This is a genomic window from Leucobacter sp. USHLN153, from assembly GCF_037145615.1.
GTDB lineage: Bacteria > Actinomycetota > Actinomycetes > Actinomycetales > Microbacteriaceae > Leucobacter.
Map to the genome: position 1 here is coordinate 67,938 of NZ_JBBCXE010000002.1, position 17,400 is coordinate 85,337.

18 protein-coding genes and 1 tRNA gene are annotated in these 17,400 nt (G+C 67.2%); 18 read left to right on the forward strand and 1 reads right to left on the reverse strand.

From position 1 onward, the window contains the following. The first annotated feature begins 5 nt into the window (after positions 1–5). The 17 genes from rpe (at position 6) to WFH00_RS03565 (ending at position 14,044) form a co-directional block, all read left to right on the forward strand. Positions 6–668, forward strand: coding sequence for a ribulose-phosphate 3-epimerase (gene rpe / locus WFH00_RS03485; protein WP_336659237.1), 663 nt, complete (start codon positions 6–8; stop codon positions 666–668). A 115-nt stretch (positions 669–783) separates the two neighbouring features. Beyond that, positions 784–1,047, forward strand: a complete 264-nt coding sequence (locus WFH00_RS03490; RefSeq protein WP_336659238.1) for a phosphoribosyl-ATP diphosphatase — start codon at positions 784–786, stop codon at positions 1,045–1,047. A 95-nt stretch (positions 1,048–1,142) separates the two neighbouring features. Next, positions 1,143–1,985 (forward strand): ATP phosphoribosyltransferase, encoded by an 843-nt coding sequence (hisG, locus tag WFH00_RS03495; protein WP_336659239.1) that lies wholly within the window; start codon positions 1,143–1,145, stop codon positions 1,983–1,985. A gap of 10 nt (positions 1,986–1,995) precedes the next feature. After that, the gene (gene hisF, locus WFH00_RS03500; RefSeq protein WP_336659240.1) at positions 1,996–2,781 is read left to right on the forward strand and encodes an imidazole glycerol phosphate synthase subunit HisF; all 786 of its coding nucleotides are present in this window, start codon (positions 1,996–1,998) and stop codon (positions 2,779–2,781) included. Further along, positions 2,778–3,152, forward strand: a complete 375-nt coding sequence (gene hisI / locus WFH00_RS03505) for a phosphoribosyl-AMP cyclohydrolase (RefSeq protein WP_336659241.1) — start codon at positions 2,778–2,780, stop codon at positions 3,150–3,152. Before hisF ends, hisI begins: the two co-directional genes overlap by 4 nt. A 60-nt stretch (positions 3,153–3,212) precedes the next feature. After that, a complete protein-coding gene (locus tag WFH00_RS03510; protein ID WP_336659727.1) occupies positions 3,213–4,829 on the forward strand; it encodes an anthranilate synthase component I in 1,617 nt (538 codons plus the stop codon). Further along, a complete protein-coding gene (locus WFH00_RS03515) occupies positions 4,819–5,454 on the forward strand; it encodes a Trp biosynthesis-associated membrane protein (protein WP_336659242.1) in 636 nt (211 codons plus the stop codon). Before WFH00_RS03510 ends, WFH00_RS03515 begins: the two co-directional genes overlap by 11 nt. 87 nt (positions 5,455–5,541) lie before the next feature. Further along, complete coding sequence (locus tag WFH00_RS03520) at positions 5,542–5,775, forward strand: LapA family protein (RefSeq protein WP_336659244.1); 234 nt, start codon at positions 5,542–5,544, stop codon at positions 5,773–5,775. Position 5,776: 1 nt separating this feature from the next. Beyond that, on the forward strand, positions 5,777–6,547 hold the full coding sequence (trpC, locus tag WFH00_RS03525) for an indole-3-glycerol phosphate synthase TrpC (protein WP_336659246.1): 771 nt from the start codon (positions 5,777–5,779) through the stop codon (positions 6,545–6,547). A 40-nt stretch (positions 6,548–6,587) separates the two neighbouring features. Continuing rightward, positions 6,588–7,805 (forward strand): tryptophan synthase subunit beta, encoded by a 1,218-nt coding sequence (gene trpB, locus WFH00_RS03530; RefSeq protein WP_336659728.1) that lies wholly within the window; start codon positions 6,588–6,590, stop codon positions 7,803–7,805. Continuing rightward, a complete protein-coding gene (trpA, locus tag WFH00_RS03535; protein WP_336659247.1) occupies positions 7,802–8,596 on the forward strand; it encodes a tryptophan synthase subunit alpha in 795 nt (264 codons plus the stop codon). The genes trpB and trpA overlap by 4 nt, the downstream gene beginning before the upstream one ends. Before the next feature lie 84 nt (positions 8,597–8,680). Then, on the forward strand, positions 8,681–9,745 hold the full coding sequence (gene lgt, locus WFH00_RS03540) for a prolipoprotein diacylglyceryl transferase (protein WP_336659248.1): 1,065 nt from the start codon (positions 8,681–8,683) through the stop codon (positions 9,743–9,745). Between the two features lie 17 nt (positions 9,746–9,762). Then, positions 9,763–11,232, forward strand: a complete 1,470-nt coding sequence (gene pyk, locus WFH00_RS03545; protein WP_336659249.1) for a pyruvate kinase — start codon at positions 9,763–9,765, stop codon at positions 11,230–11,232. Positions 11,233–11,311: 79 nt separating this feature from the next. After that, positions 11,312–11,393 (forward strand) — tRNA-Leu (locus tag WFH00_RS03550). Positions 11,394–11,701: 308 nt separating this feature from the next. Further along, positions 11,702–12,379 carry a DUF6766 family protein gene (locus WFH00_RS03555; RefSeq protein ID WP_336659250.1) on the forward strand — a complete coding sequence of 226 codons (678 nt, stop codon included), beginning with the start codon at positions 11,702–11,704 and terminating at the stop codon, positions 12,377–12,379. A 76-nt stretch (positions 12,380–12,455) separates the two neighbouring features. Next, positions 12,456–13,343, forward strand: coding sequence for an endo alpha-1,4 polygalactosaminidase (locus WFH00_RS03560; protein ID WP_336659251.1), 888 nt, complete (start codon positions 12,456–12,458; stop codon positions 13,341–13,343). Between the two features lie 92 nt (positions 13,344–13,435). Beyond that, complete coding sequence (locus tag WFH00_RS03565) at positions 13,436–14,044, forward strand: ANTAR domain-containing response regulator (RefSeq protein WP_336659252.1); 609 nt, start codon at positions 13,436–13,438, stop codon at positions 14,042–14,044. A gap of 154 nt (positions 14,045–14,198) precedes the next feature. Here WFH00_RS03565 and WFH00_RS03570 read toward each other — a convergent pair whose 3' ends face one another. Further along, positions 14,199–14,633, reverse strand: a complete 435-nt coding sequence (locus WFH00_RS03570) for a hotdog fold thioesterase (RefSeq protein WP_336659253.1) — start codon at positions 14,631–14,633, stop codon at positions 14,199–14,201. 121 nt (positions 14,634–14,754) lie between these two features. Here WFH00_RS03570 and polA point away from each other — a divergent pair, with 121 nt between their 5' ends. Next, positions 14,755–17,379 carry a DNA polymerase I gene (gene polA / locus WFH00_RS03575; RefSeq protein WP_336659729.1) on the forward strand — a complete coding sequence of 875 codons (2,625 nt, stop codon included), beginning with the start codon at positions 14,755–14,757 and terminating at the stop codon, positions 17,377–17,379. Positions 17,380–17,400 lie beyond the last annotated feature (21 nt).

Here is a 17,400-nt window from a genome sequence, read left to right on the forward strand (position 1 = left end):
GAGCCGTGACCGCGCAGCGCATCAACCCGAGCATTCTGTCCGCCGACTTCGTGAACCTGCAGTCCGAGCTCCAGGCCATCAGCGCCGCCGACCTTGTGCACGTCGACGTGATGGACAACCACTTCGTGCCCAACCTCACGATGGGCCCGCCCATCGTGGAGCGGATCCAAGCCGTGTCGCCCGTGCCGCTCGACGTGCACCTCATGATCTCGGACGCCGATCGCTGGGCGCCCGGCTACGCCGAGCTCGGCGCGTACTCGGTGACCTTCCACGCTGAGGCGGCCGCCGACCCGGTCGCGCTCGCACGCCGCATCCGTGAGATCGGCGCCCGGGCCGGCATCGCGCTCAAGCCGGGAACCGACCCCGAGCCGTATCTCGAACTCCTTCCCGAGTTCGACCAGGTACTCGTGATGACCGTGGAGCCCGGGTTCGGTGGCCAGTCGTTCATGCCTGACATGATGCCGAAGCTCCGCCGCTTCGCCGACGCGAAACAGCGCCTCGGTCTCGACGTCTGGTTGCAGGTCGACGGTGGCATCACGGTCGACACGATCGGGATCGCGGCGGAGGCGGGCGCCGACACCTTCGTCGCGGGATCGGCCGTCTACGGCGGAATGCCGGAGGAGCGGATCGCAGCGCTACGGCTTGCCGCAGCGCATCATCAGCACTGAGCGTCCCTCGATCTGCGTGCAGATCGAGCTTCGAGTGGCAGCAGCGGCGCACCGGCACTGACCCCGCACGAGCTCCCACGATCCGCACCCCTCGCGAACCCGATAAGCTAGACGCGTGAAATCGTTCGAGGCGCTGTTCGCCGAGCTCTCCGAGAAGGCGGCCACCCGACCCGAGGGCAGCGACACCGTCGCGCGCCTCGATGCGGGCGTGCACGCGATCGGCAAGAAGATCGTCGAAGAGGCCGCCGAGGTCTGGATGGCCGCGGAGTACGAGACCGATGAAGCCTGCGCCGAAGAGATCAGCCAGTTGCTGTACCACCTGCAGGTGCTGATGCTCGCCAAGGGCATGACCCTCGACGACGTCTACGCGCATCTGTAGCATCGGCGAGGCGGTTCTCCCGCGCGCCGATGCTTGCCGCTGACCTCTCACCACTGGCCGGCAGCTCCGGCCGCACGGAAGGACTCTCCGACACCATGCTTCGTATCGCCGTACCGAACAAGGGCTCGCTCTCCGAGACCGCAACCGAGATGCTCACTGAGGCGGGCTACTCGGGCCGCCGCGACAGCCGCAAGCTCGTGCACACCGACAGCCGCAACCAGGTGGAGTTCTTCTACCTGCGGCCGAAGGACATCGCGACGTACGTCGGTTCCGGCGCGCTCGACGTCGGGATCACCGGGCGCGACCTGCTGCTCGATTCGGGGTCGGAGGCCACGGAGATCGCGGCGCTCGACTTCGGCGACTCGACGTTCCGCTTCGCGGCGCCGTCCGGCAGCGAGATCAGTGAGCTCGCGCACCTCTCGGGGCGCCGCGTGGCGACGAGCTACCCGAAGCTCGTCGACGATTTCCTGCGCGAACGCGGGGTCGTCGCCGAGCTGGTGAAGCTCGACGGAGCGGTGGAATCTGCGGTGCAGCTCGGTGTTGCCGACGCCGTTGCCGACGTCGTGTCGACGGGCGCCACGCTGCGTGCCGCGGGCCTCGAGATCTTCGGGCCCGTGATCCTCGAATCGACCGCCGTGCTCATCGGCGGCCCGAACGCCCACCCCGACATCGATCGCCTGCTGCGCCGCCTCCGGGGCGTGCTCGTGGCGCGCAAGTACGTGATCATGGATTATGACCTTCCGGTCGACCGTCTCGACGAGGCGACGCAGGTTGCGGGAGGCATCGAGTCGCCGACCGTGTCGCCGCTGAAGGACGAGCAGTGGGTCGCGGTGCGTGTGATGGTGCGCTCCGACGATGCGAACGAGATCATGGATCGCCTCTACGACCTCGGCGCCCGCGCGATCCTCGTGACCGCGATCCACGCCGCGCGGCTCTGAGGGGGTCACGATGTCGATCGCGACTCGTGTGATCCCTTGCCTCGATGTCGCCGCAGGGCGCGTGGTCAAGGGCGTCAACTTTCTCAACCTCCGCGACGCGGGGGACCCCGTCGAGCTCGCTGCGCGGTACGCCGCGCAGGGCGCTGACGAGCTGACGTTCCTCGACGTCACGGCGACCGTCGACGACCGCTCGACCACCTATGAGGTGGTGCAGCGCACGGCGGAGCAGGTGTTCATCCCGCTGACCGTCGGTGGCGGCGTGCGCGGTGTCGAGGACGTGGCGCGACTTCTCGGAGTGGGGGCGGACAAGGTCGGGATCAACAGCGGCGCGATCGCCCGCCCCGACGTGATCGGCGAGATCGCCGACCGCTTCGGCGCGCAGGTGCTCGTGCTGTCGCTCGATGTGAAGCGCAGCCCGCGCACCCCGTCTGGCTTCGTGGTCACGACGCACGGCGGCAAGCGCGAGACGGAGATCGACGCGCTCGAGTGGTGCCGCGAGGCGGTCGAGCGCGGAGCGGGTGAGCTGCTCGTGAACTCGATGGACGCGGACGGCACGCTCGCGGGCTTCGACCTGGAGCTCACGGCGCTCGTGCGCGAGATCTCGGAAGTGCCGGTGATCGCCTCGGGCGGCGCAGGCAAGCTCGAGCACTTCGCCCCGGCGGTCGAGGCGGGAGCCGACGCGGTGCTCGCGGCCTCCGTCTTCCACGACGGCACCTTCACCGTGGGCGAGGTCAAGCGAGCGCTCGCGGATGCGGGCCACGTCGTACGCCTCACCGGCACGGAGGCGGTGCGATGAACGCGGCATCTCCCGACATCGACCCCGTCCCGTCGGATCTCGTGTTCGGGCGCGACGGGCTGCTGCCCGCGATCGTGCAGGATGACGCGAGCGGCGAGGTGCTCATGCTCGCCTGGATGGATCACGAGGCCGTGCGCCGCACCCTCACGACCGGCCGGGTCACCTTCTGGTCGCGCTCGCGGGGCGAATACTGGCGCAAGGGCGACACCTCGGGCCACCGGCAGTACGTGCGAAGCGTCGCCATGGATTGCGACGGCGACACCCTGCTCGTGCGGGTGATCCAAATCGGCGCCGCATGCCACACCGGCACTCGTGCCTGCTTCACCGGGCGTGAGATTCCGGCCCTCGTGGGGGAGCCGGAAAGCGACTGATCTGCATGGGTGGACGCGGAGGGTCGGCGGCGCCCCGCGCGGTAGGCTGAAACGGTGAGTATGACCACCACGCGCGCCGCGTTCGACGCCGCGCGCGACTCCCACGCCGTCATTCCCGTCTGCCGCGAGGTCTTCGCGGACGCGGACACGCCGGTCGGCATCTACCGCAAGGTCGCCGCGTCGCGCCCCGGCACGTTCCTTCTCGAGTCGGCGGAGCAGGGCGGCGTCTGGACGCGGTTCAGCTTTGTCGGCGCGGGCAGCTTCGGCGTGCTCGGCGAGCGCGACGGGCGGGCGCACTGGGCGCCGTCGCCCGGGCGCGATCTGAGTGAGGATCGGTTGCTCCCCGGAGGCGTTCACGCGCTCGCGCCGGTCGAGGCGTTGAGTGCGGTCTACGAGCGGTGGCGGTCTCCGCAGGTGACTGGCCTGCCGCCGCTCGCGAGCGGGTTCGTCGGCTACCTCGGCTGGGAGACGGTGCGTCAGTTCGAGAAGCTCGAGCACGGGCCGAGCGAAGGGCCGGGACTTCCCACCCAGGGCCTCAGCTTCGTCTCCGAGCTCGTGGTCATCGACCACCGCGAAGGCACGGTCGTGCTGCTCGCGAACGTGCTGCACGATGCGGCGCTGGAGGATGCGGCGCAGGGTGATGTGGCGCAGGATCCCAGCACCGCCGACGCCCGCACTGCCGACGCTCGACTCGCCGACGCGCAGTGGGCCGACGCTCAGGCACGACTCGACGCGCTCCAGGCCGCCCTCGCCGCGCCGCTCGCATCCCCCCTCGGCTCGGTCGACCGCGCCGCGACCGCGGCGCCGATCCGCCTCACCACGACGCCCGAGTACGTCGCGGCGGTCGAAGCAGCAAAACGGTACATCGTCGACGGGGACATCTTCCAGGTCGTGCCATCGCAGCGCTTCGATCAGGAGTGCACAGCCGATCCGCTCGACGTCTATCGTGTGCTGCGGCACCTGAACCCGAGCCCGTATCTCTACCTGCTGCAGCTCGAAGACGCTGATGGCGAGCCGTTCTCCGTCGTCGGGTCGAGCCCCGAGGCACTCGTCACGGTGCAGGAGGACGGTCACGTGATGACGCACCCGATCGCGGGCTCGCGGCCTCGCGGCGCGACGGTCGAGGAGGATCAGCAGCACGAGCGCGACCTCCTCGCCGACGACAAGGAGCGCGCCGAGCACCTCATGCTCGTCGACCTCGCCCGCAACGACCTGCTGCGCGTCTGCGAGCCGTCGTCAGTGGAGGTCACGGAGTTCATGCGCATCGAGCGGTTCAGCCACATCATGCACATCGTGTCGAGCGTGGAGGGGCGTACGCGCGCGGGCCACAACCCGATCGACGTGTTCCGCGCGACCTTCCCGGCGGGCACGCTGTCGGGTGCGCCGAAGCCGCGCGCCCTGCAGATCATCGACGAGCTCGAGCCCGTGCAGCGCGGCGTTTACGGTGGCGTAGTCGGGTATTTCGGGCTGGGGGGAGCTGCGGATCTCGCCATCGCGATCCGCACCGCGACCATCAAGGGCGGAGTCGCCATGGTGCAAGCAGGGGCGGGGGTGGTCGCCGACTCCGTGCCGATGACCGAGGACGCTGAGTGCCAGAGCAAGGCCGCGGCGCCGCTGCGCGCCATCGCGATCGCCAACACGCTGTGCGCACTGGGGGAGGCTGACGATGCGGCCTAAGCTCCTCACAATCACCGGCATCGCGCTCGCGGGAGCGCTCGGTCTGCTCGCCGGGTCCCAGACGTGGGTCTCGTTCATGGTCGACGGTACGCACAGCCTCGAGACGGTGGCCGGCCACGACGTCAACGCTGCACTGTCGCCGATCGCGATCGCGACCGTGGCCGCCGCGCTCGCCCTGACCATCGCGGGCCCGATCTTCCGGCGCGTGCTCGGTGCGCTCGTCGTGCTGCTCGGGGGCGGACTCGCCGCCCTCACCATCTCCGTGATCGCGGCCCCGCTCGCCGCGATCTCGGGGACCGTGACCACCCTCACCGGCATCTCGGGGGCCGACACGACCTCTCTCGTGGTCTGGAGCGATCTCTCCGCGTGGGTGTGGGTCTCCGCGATCGCGGGCGTCGTCGCCGCGCTGCTCGGGCTCACCGTGGTGGTGTTCGGCGGGCGCTGGGTCTCGGGCGGCCGCAAGTACGATTCGGGATCGGCCGCGCCCGCTGCGACCGCCAGTTCCGTCGGCGCGAAGCCCGACCGCATCTCCGATTGGGATGCGCTGTCGGGAGGGGACGACCCGAGCGACGGGGAGGACATTTCCGACGGCGGCAGCGGCGAGGCGGGTGGGGCGCGCGGCTGATCCGCCGCCCGCCCCGCGGGGTGCCGCCCGACCCCCGACGCGATTTCCGCTAGTCTGGAGTCGTTGAAATCTGTTCAGAGGAGTTTCATGAGTACCCAGCACGGAGACCCCGGCCACGGCGATTCACCCGCCGCATGGACGGCCGTTGTAGTGATGCTGATCGGCATCGCGGCCGGCACCGTCTTCTTCTTCCTGCACAATGCACCCATGGTGTGGGCGTGCGCCGGCGTCGTCGTGATCGGCGCGCTGCTCGGCTGGATCCTCTCGAAGGCCGGCTACGGCGTGAACGGGCCGAAGTTCACCCCTCCGACCCACGACTGACGTGCTCGAAGACTTACTCGCGGGCTCACTCGAAGACGCGGAGGCTCGGCGACGCGAACGTCCGTTCGCCGAGGTCGAGGCCGATGCGTTGAGCGCTCGCCCCGCACTCGACGCGCTTGCGGCGCTCGCCCCGGCCGACCACATCAAGGTCATCGCCGAGGTGAAGCGCGCGAGCCCGTCGCGCGGCGATCTCGCAGAGATCCCCGAGCCGCAGGATCTTGCGACGCAGTACGAGGCGGGCGGCGCGAGCGCGGTGAGCGTGCTCACGGAGCAGCGCAAGTTCAAGGGGTCGCTCGCCGATCTCGAAGCGGTGCGCAAGGCGATCAGCATTCCCGTGCTGCGCAAGGACTTCATCGGCGACGAGTACCAGGTGTTCGAGGCGCGGGCCGCCGGAGCGGACCTGGTGCTGCTGATCGTCGCCGCGCTCCCGCAGCCGCGGCTCGAGCGTTTGCACGGTCTGATCCGCGAACTCGGCATGACCCCGCTCGTCGAAGCGCACAGCGAAGAAGAAGTGGCCCGGTCCGTCGACCTGGGCGCGCAGCTCATCGGCGTCAACGCGCGCGACCTCCGCACCTTCGAGCTGGATCGTGAGCTCTTCGGCCGGGTTGCCGACCAGATCCCGGCCGGCGTCACGCGAGTCGCCGAATCGGCCGTGCTGAGCGTCGCCGACGTCGAGCACTATCGCGAAGCCGGCGCCGACGCAGTGCTCGTCGGCGAGGCGCTCGTGACCAACGACCCCATCGCGACGCTGCAGTCCTACCTGAGCGTCTGAAGCCAAAAGGACCCCTGTGACCCACGAGACACCCGGTGTGATCAGCCTCCGCGATCAGCACGGCCCGTTCTTCGGCGAGTTCGGCGGGCGTTTCATGCCCGAGTCGCTCATCGCCGCGATCGACGAGCTGACGGAGGCCTATGCCGCGGCCCAGGCCGATCCCGCGTTCCATGCCGAGCTTTCGGAGCTGCTGCAGAACTACGCGGGGCGGCCGTCGCCGATCACCGAGGTGCCGCGCTTCGCGGAGCACGCCGGGGGAGCGCGCGTCTTTCTGAAGCGCGAGGACCTGAACCACACTGGCTCGCACAAGATCAACAACGTGCTCGGGCAGGCGCTCCTCACGAAGCGCCTCGGCAAGAAGCGCGTGATCGCTGAGACGGGAGCGGGCCAGCACGGTGTCGCGACCGCGACGGCGGCCGCGCTGTTCGGCCTCGAGTGCACCGTGTACATGGGCGAGGTCGACACCGAGCGCCAGGCGCTGAACCTCGCGCGCATGCGGCTGCTCGGCGCCGAGGTCGTTCCCGTGCGCACCGGTTCGCGCACGCTGAAGGACGCCATCAACGAGGCGTACCGCGACTGGGTCGCTACTGTCGAGCACACGAACTACATCTTCGGCACCGCCGCAGGCCCGCACCCCTTCCCGGCGATGGTCCGCGACTTCCAGAAGGTCATCTCCGAGGAGGCTCGCGCGCAGCTGCAGGAGCGCATCGGTCGCCTCCCGGACGCGGTTGTCGCGTGCGTCGGCGGCGGATCCAACGCGATCGGCATGTTCGACGCGTTCCTCGATGACGCCGATGTGCGCATTTACGGCGTCGAGGCGGCGGGCGACGGCGTCGACACGGAGCAGCACGCTGCGTCGATCGAGCGCGGCCGCCCCGGCATTCTGCACGGCGCGAAGACGTATGTGCTGCAGGACGGCGACGGCCAGACCGTCGAGTCGCACTCGATCTCGGCGGGTCTCGACTACCCGGGCGTCGGCCCGGAGCACGCGTGGCTCGCGAGCATCGGCCGCGTCGACTACATCCCCGCGACCGATGATGAGGCGATGCAGGCTTTGCGGCTGCTCAGCCGCACTGAGGGCATCATTCCCGCGATCGAGTCGGCGCACGCGCTCGCGGGCGCGCTGCGCATCGGCACCGAGCTCGGCCCGGACGGCGTCGTGATCGTGAGTCTCTCGGGGCGCGGCGACAAGGACATGGCCACGGCGGGTAAGTACTTCGGGCTGCTCGATGCGAACGCCTCGGAGGTTGAGGGATGAGCGAGACGGTGTCTCAGGTTTCGGCCGCGATTCGCGCGGCGAAGCAGGATCGACGCGGAGCGCTCATCGGGTACCTGCCGGTGGGCTTCCCCGACCTCGATACCAGCGTGGAAGCCGCGATCGCGCTCGCTCAAAGCGGCGCCGATGTCATCGAACTCGGGGTGCCGTACTCGGACCCCGTGATGGACGGTGCGGTCATTCAGGAGGCGACCCAGACGGCCATCGCCGGCGGGTTCAAACTGACGCACGTCTTCGAAGCAGTGCGCCGCGTGCGGGAGGTCGTCGATACGCCGATCCTCGTGATGACCTACTGGAATCCCGTGATGCAGTACGGCGTCGATCGCTTCGCGAGTGATCTCGCGGCTGCCGGCGGCGCCGGCCTCATTACGCCGGACATCACCCCGGACGCGGCGGACGAGTGGATCGCGGCGAGCGAGACCCACGGGCTCGACCGGGTGTTCCTGGCCGCTCCGACGTCGAGCGACGAGCGTCTCGCGCTCGTGAGCCAGACGAGCCGCGGCTTCGTCTACACCGTCTCGACGATGGGCATCACGGGCGAACGAGCCGAGCTCAACGCAGCTGCGCGCGGGCTGACCGAGCGCCTGCGCGAGCAGGGCGCCGACCTCGCGTGCGTCGGCATCGGCATCTCCTCAGCGGAGCAGGTGGCGGAAGTGCTGCAGTACGCCGATGGCGCGATCGTCGGCACCGCGTTCGTGCGCGCGCTGCGCGATGGCGGGGTCACGCAGCTCGCTGAGACCGTCCGCACCATCGCTGTCGGCACCGCGCGATAGGATGATTTTGTCCGCCGCCCGGCTCAGTCGGGTGGCTTTCCACCGAAGTCCTGCGGTGACGCACCGCCGGCGAAAGAGGAGTGAATGGTTCTCCCGTTGAGCATCCCGAGCCCGGAGCTGCAATACCTGCAGATCGGCCCGCTGCGCATTTACTTGTACGCACTGTGCATCATTCTCGGCATCATCTTGGCCGGGATCTGGACTGCTCGTCGCCTGGGTCAGCGCGGAGGAGAGCGCGGTGCGGTCTTCGACTTCCTCGTCTGGTCGCTCGTGCTCGGCATCATCGGTGCGCGCCTGTACCACGTCGTGACGCACTGGGGAGATTACTTCGGCGACGGCAAGAATCCTCTCGAGATCTTCGCGTTCTGGAACGGTGGAATTGCGATCTTCGGCGCCCTGCTCGGTGGTGCGGTGGGCGTGCTCGTCGCGTCGCGCATCACGGGGATCCGCTTCTGGTCGTTCGCCGATGCGCTCGTGCCCGGGCTGCTCCTCGCGCAGGCCGTCGGCCGCCTCGGCAACTACTTCAATCACGAGCTCTTCGGCGGCCCGACGACGCTGCCGTGGGGGCTCGAGATCGAGTCGACGAACGCGGCCTTCCCGATCGGGCTCCCCGAGGGAACGCTCTTCCATCCGACGTTCCTCTACGAGGCGCTCTGGAACCTGCTCGGTATCGTGGTGCTGCTCGCGATCGAGAAGAAGTGGCGTCCGCGCTGGGGTTCCTTCTTCGCCCTGTACCTCATCTGGTACGGCATCGGCCGCACCTTCACCGAGTCGCTGCGCGTCGATCCGAGCCTGCTGTTCCTCGGCGTACGCACGAACGTGCTCGCGGCGGTTCTGGCCGTCGTATTCGGAATCGTGCTGTTCTTCGCGCGGCGCTGGCGCCACGTGGGCCTCGAGAACTCGGTGTACCTGCCGGGCCGTCGTCACCCTGGCGACACCGTGCTGCAGGACACCGCGAATCCCGACGAGTACTACCACGTCATCGATCACGGTGACGAGGCCGGGGCGCCGGGCGCCGAGCATGATGAGCTGAGCTCCGATGCCGCTGATGATCTGGTCGTCGCCGATGTGGATCCCGCGGGTGCGGATCCGGCTGTGGCGCCTGCCGCCGCCGGCACGCCCGACGCTGCGACGCGCGACAACCGCTAACCAAAGGAGCCTGCTCTATGCGCCACGCCAAGATCGTCGCCACCTGGGGGCCAGCTGTTTCGAGTTACGACCACACGCTGGAGCTCATCCGAGCGGGCGTGAACGTGGCGCGGCTCAACATGTCTCACGGCACGTACAACGTGCACGAGGGTATCTACCGCAACATTCGTCGTGCGGAGACGGAGGTCGGGCGACCGATCGCCGTGCTCGCCGATCTCCAGGGCCCGAAGATTCGTCTCGGCACGTTCGCCGACGGCCCCTATGCGCTCGAGGTCGGCGACGAGTTCGCCATCACGACGCGTGACATCGTCGGCGATCGCAGCATCGGCGGCACCACCCACAAGGGGCTTCCGGGCGATGTGCGCGAGGGTGATCCGCTGCTCATCGACGACGGGAAGGTCGCACTGCGAGCGATCCGCGTCACTGAAGACACGGTCTACACGCGCGTCGAGGTGCCCGGCAACATCTCGAACAACAAGGGAATCAACCTTCCCGGCGTCGCCGTCAATGTGCCGGCGCTCTCGGAGAAGGACGAGGACGACCTGCGCTGGGCGCTGCGTCTCGGCGTGGACTACATCGCGCTCTCGTTCGTGCGCGACGCAGCGGACATCACGCGGGTGCACGAGATCATGGGCGAGGTCGGCGTGCGATTGCCGGTGATCGCGAAGATCGAGAAGCCGCAGGCGGTGGAGCACCTCGAAGACATCGTTCGCGCCTTCGACGGCATCATGGTCGCCCGCGGCGATCTCGGTGTGGAGCTGCCGCTCGAGCGCGTGCCGCTCGTGCAGGCCGAAGCCGTGTCGATCGCGCGCCGCAACGCCAAGCCGGTGATCGTCGCGACGCAGGTGCTCGAGTCGATGATCGAGAATCCGCGCCCGACGCGCGCCGAGGCCTCGGACTGCGCGAACGCGGTGCTCGATGGCGCCGACGCGGTCATGCTCTCGGGCGAGACCAGCGTGGGTGCGTACCCCGTGCAGGCTGTTGCGACGATGGCGCGGATCATCGAGGCGACCGAGGACCACGCGCTCGGGCGGATCGAACCGCTTGGCAGCGCCCCTCGGACGCAGGGTGGCGCTCTCACGCTCGCTGCGTCCGAGGTCGCCGACTTCGTTGGTGCGCGGTACATCTGCGTCTTCACGGAGTCGGGCGACACCGTGCGTCGGATGTCGCGTTTGCGCCGGCCCATCCCGATCATCGGGTTCACGCCTGACGCTCACACGCGACGTCGAATGGAACTCACGTGGGGAGCGCGGAGCTACGAGGTGCCCCGCGTTGACAGCACGGACGAGATGTTCGAGCAGGTCGACAAGGTGCTGCTCAAGCACTCGCGCGTCGAGGTTGGCGAAAAGGTCCTCATCATCGCCGGTTCGCCTCCCGGGGTCGTGGGAACGACGAACACCCTGCGGATCCACCGGATCGGCGAGTCGACCGGCCTGCTGCCGGAGGCGGCGCCGCGGAAGTTCACCTCGGAGACTCAAGGTTCGTAGCCTCCGAGGCCCCGCTTGCTGAGCGGTGTGCACGCCTCGTTTTCCGGGGCCTGTGCGCTGCGCTAAGCTGGCAGGGTTCGCCGAATTGGTGGAATTGGCAGACACGGCGCACTCAAAATGCGTTGCCGAAAGGCGTGCGGGTTCAAGTCCCGCATTCGGCACGAACTCAAGACCCCCTACTCCCATGGAAACATTGGGAAGTGGGGGGTCTGTCGTTTCACTCGCCGGGGTCTTCGTCCACGATTTTCGCATTTTCTTCAGTGCGTGCGTTCGCGCGAGGGTACAGTCAAGCCCTCTCCAGGAGGGGAACTGATAGGCGAAGATGTGCACATGACGACTGATAAATCTCTGCAGGACGATCGGCATAACGTGCACGCAACCCGTGCGTCCTTCTGGTCATGGATGCTGATTATCGGGGTAGGCCTCGCCATCATGATCGTCCTCCCGCTTGCGGGGCGGTGAAATCGTCATGCGACGCTTCGCTCGAAACACGAGCCTGACGCTCGTATTCCTTCTCATTTTCGTCATTACGCTCATCGGCCAGTCAATCGCCGGTTACCAGTACAACAACCAGGAGTTGCTCCAGCACGGTCAGCCCGCAACAACGTACGCGGATTTCGTTACCTCATCTGATTTTCTCGTTGACGTCGCTGAGAACTGGCAGTCAGAGTTTCTGCAGTTCTTCCTCTTCATTCTGGCCGCAATCTGGTTCGTGCAGAGAGGTTCACCCGAGTCGAAGAAGCCGGGAGATGAGGGGGTCGGAACGGACAAGGAGCAGCTCGTTGGCGAATACGCCCGAGATGATTCGCCACGGTGGGCACGGGTACGAGGCGTTCGTTTGTGGATCTATTCCAACTCTCTGCTCCTCACTATGGGTGCGATTTTCTTGCTTTCTTGGTTCGCACAATCGCTCGCGGGCCATGTCGTCGCGAATGAGGAAAATGCTCAACACGGGCTTCCGGCTGAATCGTGGGTCGACTACGCCCTTTCTGCAGAGTTTTGGAACCGCACCTTGCAGAATTGGCAGTCCGAATTCCTGGCTGTTGGTGCCATGATCGCGTTCTCCATCTATCTGCGGCAGCGAGGATCCAGTGAGTCGAAGCCCGTTGGAACTCCGCATCACACGAGCAGCGTGGAGTCGGAGTAGAGTGCGGTCCCCAAAGCTTGGGTGCCGCCCAGTCACGCATCTGGGCTGGTGCGTTCGCGAGTAGTAGCCTGAGCGGATGGTCAGTCGGGCGGGTGCTGCGACGCGCGGGTCGCGCGCGGTGGTCGTGTGCGCCGTCCTGGGGGGCGCGGTGGCCGGCTGCGCAGGTGCCGGGAGCGCGAGCGAAAGCAGCGGAGAGGCGGCTGTCGCTGATGCCCGATCCGCCGCTTCAGAAGTATTTGAGGGCGGATTCCCTGCGGGGGCGATTCCCGACTATCAGCTCGGCGGAGCGTACGAGCCGGAGGCGGATGTCGGGGTGGTCGTGCGCGATCGCACTGCCGAGCCCGCGCCCGGCGTCTATTCGATCTGTTACGTGAATGCGTTCCAGACGCAGCCCGGCGGTCTCGATGCCTGGCCGGAACAGTTGTTGCTGCAACTCGATGGGGCGACGCTATTCGACCCCGACTGGCCGGATGAGGCGTTGCTCGACACGTCGTCCACCGAGAAGCGAGAGGCGATCGCGGCGGTCGTGGTCCCCTGGATCGATGGCTGCGCCGAGGCCGGTTTCGATGCGGTGGAGTTCGACAACCTCGACAGCTACACGAGGTCGCATGGCGCGCTCTCGCTCGAGGACAATGTCGCTCTGTCGGAGCTACTCGTCGACGGCGCCCACGCTGCAGGGCTGGCCGCGGGGCAGAAGAACGCCGCGGAGGACACGGTGACGCTGGGGCGGGGCGCGGGTTTCGACTTCGCCATCGCCGAGGAGTGCGCGGCATATGAGGAGTGCGAGTCGTACACGGCTGTGTACGGGGAAGCCGTCATCGATATCGAGTACAGCGACCAGCTGCCGAAACCGTTTACGGAGATGTGCAGCGATGAGAACACGCCGGCGTCCGTCGTGCTGCGTGACCGTGACCTGCTCACCCCGAGCGATGAGGGCTACGTCCGGCAGAGCTGTTCCAGGTGACGCGCGCAGCGGGGCGTGGGCAGCCGCATGAAAAGCCGAATCGGTAGGCGATGCTCCGGCGGTGTACAGCGATGATGACGTAAGCTGGTCGGGTGAATGACCAGAGCACTGCATCGAGCGCTCCGCGACGCGTTGTCGTTGCGGAAGACGAATCCCTGATCCGTCTCGATATCGTCGAGACCCTGCGCGACAACGGCTTCGAAGTGGTCGGTGAGGCTGGCGACGGCGAGACGGCTGTGAAGCTCGTCGAAGAGCTGCGCCCCGACCTCGTGGTGATGGACGTCAAGATGCCTCAGCTCGACGGCATCTCTGCCGCGGAGCGCATCAACAAGACGCACCTCGCCCCCGTCGTACTGCTGACCGCCTTCAGCCAGCGCGAGCTCGTGGAGCGCGCGAGCGAGGCCGGCGCGCTGGCATACGTCGTGAAGCCGTTTACCCCGGCCGACCTGATTCCCGCGATCGAGATCGCACTCTCGCGCTTCCAGCAGATCGTCGCGCTCGAGAGCGAGGTCGCGGATCTCGCTGAGCGCTTTGAGACGCGGAAGCTCGTGGACCGCGCGAAGGGGATCCTGAACGACAAGATGGGGCTCACGGAGCCCGAGGCGTTCCGCTGGATTCAGAAGGCATCGATGGATCGTCGCCTCACCATGCAGGACGTCGCGAAGACGATCATTGATCAGCTCGGCCCGAAGAAGGACTAACGTTTCGCTCGATCCAGCTCCTCGTTAGCTGAGGCGCCTTGCTCGCAGACCGGCCCCGGTACCGCAGTTGCGGTCCGGGGCCGTTTGCATGCTGCGACCCGGAGGTCGCGGAGTCGGCGTCACACGGGCGTCGCTGCCCGACGTGCCGCGATCCTCACTGAATCTTCTTATAGAAGTTCGTGATGCGGATCGTGGAGCAACGCTGCCCCTGATCGTTCGTGACCGCGATCTCGTGTACCGCGATGGAGCGGCCGAGCTTGATCGGCGTGCAGACGCCCGTGACCAGGCCGGAGACCGCAGAGCCCGTGTGCGTGGCGTTGATGTCGAGGCCGACCGCGACATAGCCCTCCGGAGCCATGTAGTTCGCGTGGGTGGAACCGAGCGACTCGCCGAGTACCACGTACGCTCCGCCGTGCATCAGGTCAATCGGTTGGGTGTTGCCCTCGACCGGCATCGTCGCCACGGCCCGTTCAGGCGAGATCTCGGTCAGGACGAGGCCCATGCGCCCCGCGAGGACACCGAGTCCTCGCGAATTGAGTTCTGCGAGCTCGGCCTCGGATGAGGCGGGGCGGCTTGTGGTTTCGGTCATCTTCGATGGTGCCTTTCTTCGTAGCTTGCGACACGCACGAGCTCCGGGATCGATGCCGCACCTGGGGAATGTCGGCGCCGGATTGTAGGCTGGGCGCGTGTCGAACACTCAGCCTACTCTGATGGTCATTGATGGCCATTCACTCGCTTTCCGCGCCTTTTACGCGCTGCCCGTCGATAGTTTTCAGACGCAGACGGGGCAGCACACGAACGCCATTCACGGCTTCATCGCGATGCTCATCAACCTGCTCGGGAATGAGCAGCCGGATGCGCTGGCCGTGGCCTTCGACATTTCGCGGCACTCGTTCCGTACGGAGGAGTATCCCGAATACAAGGGCACGCGAGGGGAGACCCCGCCGGAGTTCAAGGGGCAGATCCCGCTGCTGCAGGAGGCGCTGCATGCGATGGGGATCCGCACCATCGAAAAAGAGAACTACGAGGCCGACGATATTCTCGCGACGCTCGCCACGCGCGCTGCCGAGCGGGGCTACCGCGTGCTCGTGGTGAGCGGCGACCGCGACACGATTCAGCTGGTCGACGATCGCATCACGTTGCTGTATCCGTCGAAGCAGGGTGTGAGCGAGCTCACCCGATACGACGGCGCGAAGGTGATGGAGCGCTACGGCATCCGCCCGGAGCAGTACCCCGAGATTGCTGCTCTCGTCGGCGAGACGAGCGACAATCTGCCCGGTATCCCGCGGGTCGGTGAGAAGACCGCGGTGAAGTGGATCAACCAATTCGGCTCGCTCGAGGAAATTCTGCGGCGGAAGGACGAGGTCGGCGGCAAGGTGGGCGAAAGCCTGCGCGAGCACGCGCACCTCGCGGAGCGCAATCGACGCCTCAACCGCCTCGTGCGCGACGTCGAGCTCAACCTCGAGCTTGACGAGTTGAAGCGCGGCGAGATCGACATGCACGCGGTGCAGCAGGTCTTCGCGAAGCTCGAGTTCCGCACGCTGCTGCAGCGAGTGGGGAAGCTCGCTGGAGCCGAGGTGCCGGCATCGAATGGCGTGACGGCCGCGGTTTCGCTCGCCCCGGAACGGCCTGAGCCGAAGAACCTGATCGACGAGGAGCTCGCGGATTGGCTCGCGAAGGCCGAGGCGCCCGCGGTGCTGATCCGCGAGGTGGGCACGGGCTACGAGGTGGGCGCGGCGACGGCCGACGCTACGGTGCGCTTCGACTGGCAGCCCGGCGGGCGCGACTACCTGCTCTTCGACCAGTGGCTCGCGTCGGAGGCGCCCAAGGTGTTCTTCGACGCGAAGCAGCAGATGAAGCTTGCTCGGCGGGCCGGAGTCGAGATCGGGGGCGTTGCGGGAGACGCGCTCATCGCGGCATGGGTGCTTCGGCCCTCGACGGCGGAGAAGGGTATCGCCGACGCGGTGTTCCGATACCTCGGTGAGCAGGTGCCCGAGGGGGATCCGAACCAGCTGGTTCCCGATGAGGGCAGCGTCGCCGACGTTGCGACGCTCGCTTGGTACATCTTGCGGACGCATTCGGCGATCGTTGAACGCTTCGAGTCGCGAACCAGCGAGATCTACCGCGACATCGAGCTTCCCCTGATCTCGGTGCTCGACGCGCTCGAGCACCGCGGCGTGCAGATCGACGAACCGTTGCTCGCGGCGCATCAGGCGGAGCTCACGGCCCGCGTCGCCGAGCTGCAGCAGGCCGCTTTCGATGCGATCGGCCACGAGGTGAATCTGTCATCGCCGAAGCAGCTGCAGGAGGTGCTCTTCGACGAGCTCGACATGCCGAAGACGCGGAAGACGACGCGCGGCTACACCACGGACGCGGCAGCACTCGCTGACTTGCGACTGAAGCAGCCGCATCCGTTCCTCGACGCGCTTCTCGGACACCGTGACGCGAACAAGCTGCGGCAGATGGTCGAAACCCTGATCAAGGCGGTGCAGCCCGACGGTCGCGTGCACACGACCTTCGTGCAGACGGGATCGAGCACTGGTCGACTCGCCTCCACCGACCCGAACCTGCAGAACATTCCGGTTCGTTCGGAGGAAGGCCGGCGCATTCGCGAGGCCTTCACGCACAGCGCCGACTTCGACACGCTGATGACGGCCGACTACTCGCAGATCGAGATGCGCATCATGGCGCATCTTTCGGGCGATGCTGGGTTGATTCAGGCCTTCAATGAGGGTGAGGATCTCCACCGATTCGTCGGTTCGCGTATCTTTGGGGTCGCCCCCGAAGAGGTCACGAACGAGATGCGATCGAAGGTGAAGGCGATGTCGTACGGCCTCGCTTACGGGCTCTCGGCCTTCGGTCTCTCGAAGCAGCTGAACATCTCGGGCGCCGAGGCGAAGCAGCTCATGACGGACTACTTCGAGCGCTTCGGAGGCGTGCGCGACTACCTCCGCTCGGTGGTGGATCAGGCCAAGCGCGACATGTTCACCGAGACGATCTTCGGTCGGCGCCGGCCGTTCCCGGATCTCGCGAGCCCGAACCGGGTGTTGCGCGAGAACGCGGAGCGCGCTGCGCTCAACGCACCGATCCAGGGTTCCGCCGCCGACATCATCAAGCGCGCGATGATCCAGGTCGAGCTCCGCATGCGCGAGGCCGGGTTGACGTCGCGCATGCTCCTGCAGATCCACGATGAGCTCATGTTCGAGGTCGCCGAGGGTGAGTGGGATCGACTCGAGGCCATCGTCCGCGAGGAGATGGCGGGCGCCGCCGACTTGTCGGTGCCGCTCGAGGTGCAGGTGGGCCACGGCGCGAACTGGAACGCTGCGGCGCACTAGCGCGCGGGAGGCGGGCGTTCA